The organism is Humidesulfovibrio sp. (assembly GCF_035560995.1).
GTDB lineage: Bacteria > Desulfobacterota > Desulfovibrionia > Desulfovibrionales > Desulfovibrionaceae > Humidesulfovibrio.
The window spans coordinates 1-5,521 of the sequence record NZ_DATMYK010000139.1 but is presented as its reverse complement, the minus strand read 5'-3'; the positions used below and the strand labels follow the sequence as shown (position 1 = coordinate 5,521).

Genomic DNA, 5,521 nt, shown 5'->3' with positions numbered 1-5,521 from the left:
ACCAGGGGCAGCATGTCGTCCAGGGGCTTGTCGCGCAGACAGCCATAGACCACGGCCACGGGGCTGATGCCCTCCGCCGCCAGGGCGTCCCTCAACGCGGCCAGGCCGTGGGCGTTGTGCCCGCCATCCAAAATGAGCATCTGCGGCAGGCCGGGCTCGTCGGCCACCTTCTGCATGCGCCCAGGGATGAAGGCGCGGGCCAGGGCCTCGCGGCAGGCGTCCTCCAGAATGGGCAGGCGCAGGGAGTCGGCCCAGACGTGGAACGCGGCCAGGGCCACGCGGGCGTTCAGCTCCTGGTGCGTGCCGGGCAGTGAAAGCCACAGGCCGGTCATGGCCCGCACGAAACGCTTCTTGCCCCGGCTGGCCAGGGGCCCGGGCTGCACGCGGCCGTTGGCCCGGCTGTAGTACAGCACCTCCGCCGCGGCCACGAGTTCCGAGCCGACCTCCCGCGCCGCGTCGCGCAGCACGCGCCAGGCCTTGGGCTCCTGCGGGGCGGAAACGGCCAGGCCGCCTTTGCGCATGGCTCCGGCCTTGTCCGCGGCGATCTCCTCCAGGGTCGCGCCCAGCACGTTCATGTGGTCCATGCCGATGGGCGTGAACACCGTGAGCGCGGGCTTGAGCACATTGGTGGCGTCGTAGCGCCCGCCAAGGCCCGCTTCCATGACGGCCACGTCGACGCCCGCGTCCTCGAAGGCCAGAAGCGACAGGGCGGTGAGCACCTCGAAATAGGTCAGCCCCAGGCCGTCGGCCTCCTCGAACACCCGCGCGCCCAGCCGGGCCCAGGCCTCCTCGTCCAGCATGGCCCCGTTCACCAGGATGCGCTCGCGCACGCTGACGAAGTGCGGGCTGACCGAAAGCCCCACGCGCAGGCCGTGGGCCTTAAGCAGCTCGGCCAGGATGGTGGCCGTGGAGCCCTTGCCGTTGGTGCCCACCACGTGCAGCACGGGAAAGCGCGGCTGGCCGTGGCGCTCCACAAAGGCGGCCATGCGGTCCAGGGTCAGATCCATGTGGAACAGGCCCAGCTCGTCCAGCCGGGCCGAAAAATCGGCGAAAGTGGGAGTATGCGTCACGACGGCCTTCTGCGCGCGGCCCCTTGACCGCGCCGCGCTGCTTGATTACTGAGGGATTCCCAATTGCGCGCCAGTAGCTCAGGTGGATAGAGCAACGGCCTTCTAAGCCGTCGGCCGAGGGTTCGAATCCTTCCTGGCGCACCACGGTTCTTCTGGAGTCATGCCCCTGCGGCGTGGCTCCTTTTTTTGCGACCCGGCCGGGGTGCGCGGGGCACCGGAAAGTCCTGCCGGGGCGCGGCTCCAGACGCAAAAGCATACGGGCAAAGCGCCAATCCGTCCACCTCCGCGAAGCATGCGATTCGCCGGGCGCAGCCACAGCGTCCCGGCCCTTCACGCTCCGGCTTGCGCCCGGCACGAACCGCCCGGCGCGGCCCTTACACTTTACACTCCGGCCTGCGCGGCGTACAAGCTTGAGACTTCGACCCTTTTTGACGCCAACACGGGAGCCCACACCATGGACACCGGAATTCTGCTGGAAACCGGCACCAACGAGCTGGAAATCCTTGAGTTCCACATCGACGGAGAACCCGGCCCGGACATGCCCCCGAACATGGGGCAAGGCGGCGGGCTCCAGCGGCACAGCTTCGGCGTCAATGTGGCCAAGGTCATGGAGGTCATCGAGAGCCCCCGCCTTGAGCCCCAGCCCGGCGCTGCGCACCCGAGCTTTCGAGGGCTCATTCCCCTGCGCAGCCACATCCTGCCGGTCATCGACCTGGCCGTGTGGCTGGGCATAAAGAAGGACCCGGCCCCACTCGACAACGTCATCGTCACCGAGTTCAGCAAGACCGTCACCGGCTTCGTGGTCTCCGGAGTCACGGGCATCCACCGCGTGGGCTGGCCCGAGGTCATCCCCCCGGACGGCTACATGCCCAAGACCGGCATCCAGGCCATCATCGGGCTGGTTGAGCGCGACGGGCACTTCATCCAGCTCCTCGACCTCGAGACCATCATCGCCGACCTCTCGCCCGAGGAGATCGACTTCAGCAAGCCGCCGGAATTCCTGTCCGAGCGCGAACTGAAGGTCCTGGTGGCCGACGATTCCGCCACCATCCGGCTCATGCTCAAAAAGACCCTGGAACGCTCCGGCCTCGCGCCCACCATCGTGGGCAACGGGCAGGAGGCCATGGAGACCCTGAAGGCCCTGGCGCAACGCGCCCAGACCGAAGCACGCCCTCTGTCGGACTTCCTCGACGTGCTCATCTCAGACATCGAGATGCCGCTCATGGACGGCTTCAGCCTGACGAAATTCGTGAAGCGCGACCCCGTGCTCAAGGCTGTGCCCGTGATCCTCTACTCGTCCATCATCACCGACGAACTGCGCCACAAGGGCGACAGCGTGGGCGCGGACATGCAGATCGCCAAGCCCGACCTGGAGCGCCTGCCCGAAATTGCCATGCGCCTCGTTGCCGAGCGCGACGCCAAACGGAGCCCCGCACATGCTTGACCAAGATCCCGAGGTTCTGGCCGCCTTCGCCGAGGAAAGCGCGACCCGCATCACCTCCCTTGAACGCGGCCTGCTCGAATTGGAGCGCGACCCGGCCCATCCGGCCGCCGAACTCTTGAACGCCGTGTTCCGCGACGCCCACTCCGTAAAGGCCGGGGCCAACCTGCTGGGCCTGCGCCAAGTGGAAACCGCCGCGCACCGGCTGGAGAACGTGCTCGACCTGCTGCGCTCCGGCCGCATGCAGGCAGGGCCGGACGTCTGCCAGGCCCTGTTGGACGGCGTGGACCTGCTGCGCGACATCCTGGATTCCCCGCGCGACCCCGAGGGCGACCCGCGCCTTTCCGCCCTGGCGCGGCTGGCGGGCTAGGCATGCGCCGCCTGCCCCTGCTTGCCCTGTGCGGGCTGGCCGCCCTGGGCACGACGACCGCCCTCTCCGGCTGCGCAGGCCAGAGCACGACCCCGCGTGATCCGGCCCAGAGCGGGACGATGGCCGAATCTTCGCGCTCCATGGCCGCCTCGCTCTTGGAGCAGTCCGCCCGGACCCTGCGCGAAATGCGCACGCCACGGGCCGCAGAGAGCCTGGAAGCCGCCCTGGCCAGCGCACGCGCGGTCATCGTGCTGCCGGGGGTGTATCAGGCGGGGTTCATGTATTCCATCCACGCGGGCAGCGGCGTGCTGGTGGCCCGCAGGGCCGACGGCGGCTGGGGCGCGCCGGTGTTCATGACTGTGGGCGGCGTGGGCTACGGCCCCCAGGTGGGACTGGAGAAATCGCGCCTGGTGCTGGTGATCATGGAGGAGGAGATGCTGGAGCGCATCCTGGCGCAGGGGCTCACCTTCGACGCGGCGGTAAAGTACGACGTGCTCGGCGTGCGCGAAGAATCCGGCCTGGGCACCCTTACCGAGGGCAGGCCAGTTGTGGCCTTTGCCGACGGCGCGGGCGTCATGGCCGGGGTGGCCCTGCGCGGCGGGCTGCTCACGGTGGACCGCGGCCTCACCCTCGCCTATTACGCGGACAGACGGGCGGCCAAAGCCGGCACGCCAGAGCCCGGTACGTCCGGCGTCGGCACGTCCGGACTGGAGATTCAGGAGATCATGCGCGGGGCGGCCGCGCCAAGCGTGGAGACCTTCGCCTTCTGGGCGGCCCTTGGCGTCGCGCCGCAAAAGCAGGGCCATGCCGAGGGCGGCATCATCCGCTACGCCAAACCGTAAGGGGCTTCTAGCAGCGGGGCTTGCGCAGGCGGTTGCGCACGGTCTTGAAGATCCAGACGGCGGTCAGAAGTCCAAACAGGCCACCGGCCACCCACCACTTCGCTTCCTGAAGGAAGCGCTCCAACACGTCGCCCAGGTAATACCCGCCCACGCCGAAGGACACGGCCCAGATGGCCGCTCCGATGCCGTTCAGGCAGAAGAAGCGCAAGGGCGAGATATTGGTGGTGCCCACGGCAAAGGGCGTGATGTTGCGGAAGCCATAGAAGAAACGGAAGGAGACAAGCACCAGCACCTGATGCTTTTCCAGCAGCTTGTGCACCTTCTCGATGCGGCATTCCCACTTCTTGAGGCGCGTTTCCAGGAACTTCTTGTTGTAGCGGCCCACGTAGAAGGCCGTCTGGTCCCCGGCGAAGCTGCCCAGAAACGCCGCAAGGATGGCCAGCGGCAGGGACAGGTGGCCGTTGTACGCGGCAAAGCCCGCGATGATCAGGATGGTCTCGCCTTCCAGGAAGGTGCCGATGAACAGGGCAAGATAGCCGTAGGTGGAAAGCAGGGCGGTCAGATCCACGCCACGGCCTCCGGCATCGGTTTATGGGCCCTTCTCGCGGAAGACCCGGACCAGCCTTGGACGGGCTGATCCGGGCCGAGGTCTTCGCTGGGCTTTGGACTGAACATGTTCTGAACCACTCTAGGCGCTCTTCTGCTCCTGTTTGGGAGCCTCCGCCTGGGCTGCGGACGGAGCGGGCTGAGCGGGCTGCGCTGCGGTCTGGGCGGCTGCCTGGGGCTGCGCTTCCGCCTGCTGCTGCGGCGCGGCGACCTTCACTTCATCCGGCGCGGAAAGCGCGGACTTGAACTCGCGGATGCTTTTGCCCATGTTCGCGGCGATCTGCGGCAATTTGCCGGGACCGAACAGCAACAGGGCAATGACCAGAATCAAAAGCAGATGCATGGGCTGGAAGAGTTCGCCAAGCATGATGTCCTCCCGAGGGTTTGGCTGACCTATGATTTATCCTACCCCAAGGGTTTTGTAAAACCCCAAGGGCTTGGCTGCCGATAAAAATCTACAACTCGCCCCAGGCGCCCAGCTCCACCACCCGCCCAGGCGGAATGCCGAAGAATGTCGTGGCGTTCCAGGCGTTGCGCGACATGAAGGCAAAGAGACTCTTGCGCCAGCGCATCATCTTTGTGCCGCCGCCGGTCAAAAGTGTTTCCCGACCTAGGAAGAAGGTGGTGCTCTCCAGCCGGATGTCAAGGCCGTGCCCCTTGCCTGGCGCAGGATCTCCGGCGCGTTCGACTCGGCAAGGGCAACGGCGTGGGGGCCGTGGAAGCATTCCTGCACCGCGCATACAGCGGGCTGGTGCCGAGGTCGTCGTAGACCGCTCCAAGGGCGCCAGCGCGAGGCTGAGGCGCGCCCAGCGGCGGCCGGTTGTGTCCGGTCGGCCTCACTCTGACTCCATCACCTCTCGCTTCCATACCTGACCGCGCACCTGCGGCTTTCCCGAGTTCCGAACCTGATTGCATATTTGAGCTGCTGGCTGGCTGTCAACGGCACTGCCCGGCGAGGCAGTCTTTACACAAAATTTACATTTTTCGCATTACGACACACAGCAATGCCTTTCACGCTGGCAATCCAGGAGCCAAAACCTGAATTCATCACGTTAAATACATTAATATTTGATATTTATACAAACAAGCAAGCGATAGCACTCTCAACCTCACCGTCCAGGTAACAATTCATTAGTGATGACAAATATGTAATCGAAGGAATACCGACTCGAGGCACCGGTTTTGCGCCTGG

The 5,521-nt window shown here is 66.0% G+C and carries 7 protein-coding genes and 1 tRNA gene; 4 read left to right on the top strand and 4 right to left on the bottom strand.

The features are described from left to right. A partial coding sequence (locus VN419_RS05600; protein ID WP_325645322.1) for a bifunctional folylpolyglutamate synthase/dihydrofolate synthase occupies positions 1 to 1,070 on the bottom strand: 1,070 nt, incomplete at its 3' end. A 67-nt stretch (positions 1,071 to 1,137) separates the two neighbouring features. On the opposite strand from VN419_RS05600, the gene VN419_RS05595 reads away from it, so the two are divergent. The 4 genes from VN419_RS05595 to VN419_RS05580 all read left to right on the top strand — a co-directional run bounded on the left by VN419_RS05595 (position 1,138) and on the right by VN419_RS05580 (position 3,723). Continuing rightward, positions 1,138 to 1,214, top strand: a tRNA-Arg gene (locus tag VN419_RS05595). 310 nt (positions 1,215 to 1,524) lie between these two features. Next, a complete protein-coding gene (locus VN419_RS05590) occupies positions 1,525 to 2,514 on the top strand; it encodes a chemotaxis protein (RefSeq protein WP_325645320.1) in 990 nt (329 codons plus the stop codon). Continuing rightward, positions 2,507 to 2,881: an Hpt domain-containing protein gene (locus VN419_RS05585; protein ID WP_325645318.1), complete on the top strand. Its 375-nt coding sequence runs from the start codon at positions 2,507 to 2,509 to the stop codon at positions 2,879 to 2,881. The genes VN419_RS05590 and VN419_RS05585 overlap by 8 nt, the downstream gene beginning before the upstream one ends. A 2-nt stretch (positions 2,882 to 2,883) precedes the next feature. Continuing rightward, positions 2,884 to 3,723, top strand: a complete 840-nt coding sequence (locus VN419_RS05580; protein WP_325645316.1) for a lipid-binding SYLF domain-containing protein — start codon at positions 2,884 to 2,886, stop codon at positions 3,721 to 3,723. A 7-nt stretch (positions 3,724 to 3,730) separates the two neighbouring features. Here VN419_RS05580 and VN419_RS05575 read toward each other — a convergent pair whose 3' ends face one another. The 3 genes from VN419_RS05575 to VN419_RS05565 form a co-directional block, all read right to left on the bottom strand. Further along, entirely contained in the window at positions 3,731 to 4,291 is a 561-nt protein-coding gene (locus tag VN419_RS05575) for a DedA family protein (protein WP_325645313.1), read from the bottom strand. 120 nt (positions 4,292 to 4,411) lie between these two features. Then, positions 4,412 to 4,696: a twin-arginine translocase TatA/TatE family subunit gene (tatA, locus tag VN419_RS05570; RefSeq protein WP_325645311.1), complete on the bottom strand. Its 285-nt coding sequence runs from the start codon at positions 4,694 to 4,696 to the stop codon at positions 4,412 to 4,414. Positions 4,697 to 4,784: 88 nt separating this feature from the next. Further along, positions 4,785 to 4,925 carry a KUP/HAK/KT family potassium transporter gene (locus VN419_RS05565; RefSeq protein ID WP_325645309.1) on the bottom strand — a complete coding sequence of 47 codons (141 nt, stop codon included), beginning with the start codon at positions 4,923 to 4,925 and terminating at the stop codon, positions 4,785 to 4,787. Positions 4,926 to 5,521 lie beyond the last annotated feature (596 nt).

What these genes read in the sequence shown, in the direction of transcription:
- VN419_RS05590 (WP_325645320.1), top strand. Translation starts at nt 1,525, where the DNA reads ATGGACACCGGAATTCTGCTGGAAACCGGCACCAACGAGCTGGAAATC.
- VN419_RS05585 (WP_325645318.1), top strand. Translation starts at nt 2,507, where the DNA reads ATGCTTGACCAAGATCCCGAGGTTCTGGCCGCCTTCGCCGAGGAAAGC.
- VN419_RS05580 (WP_325645316.1), top strand. Translation starts at nt 2,884, where the DNA reads ATGCGCCGCCTGCCCCTGCTTGCCCTGTGCGGGCTGGCCGCCCTGGGC.
- tatA (WP_325645311.1), bottom strand. Translation starts at nt 4,696, where the DNA reads ATGCTTGGCGAACTCTTCCAGCCCATGCATCTGCTTTTGATTCTGGTC.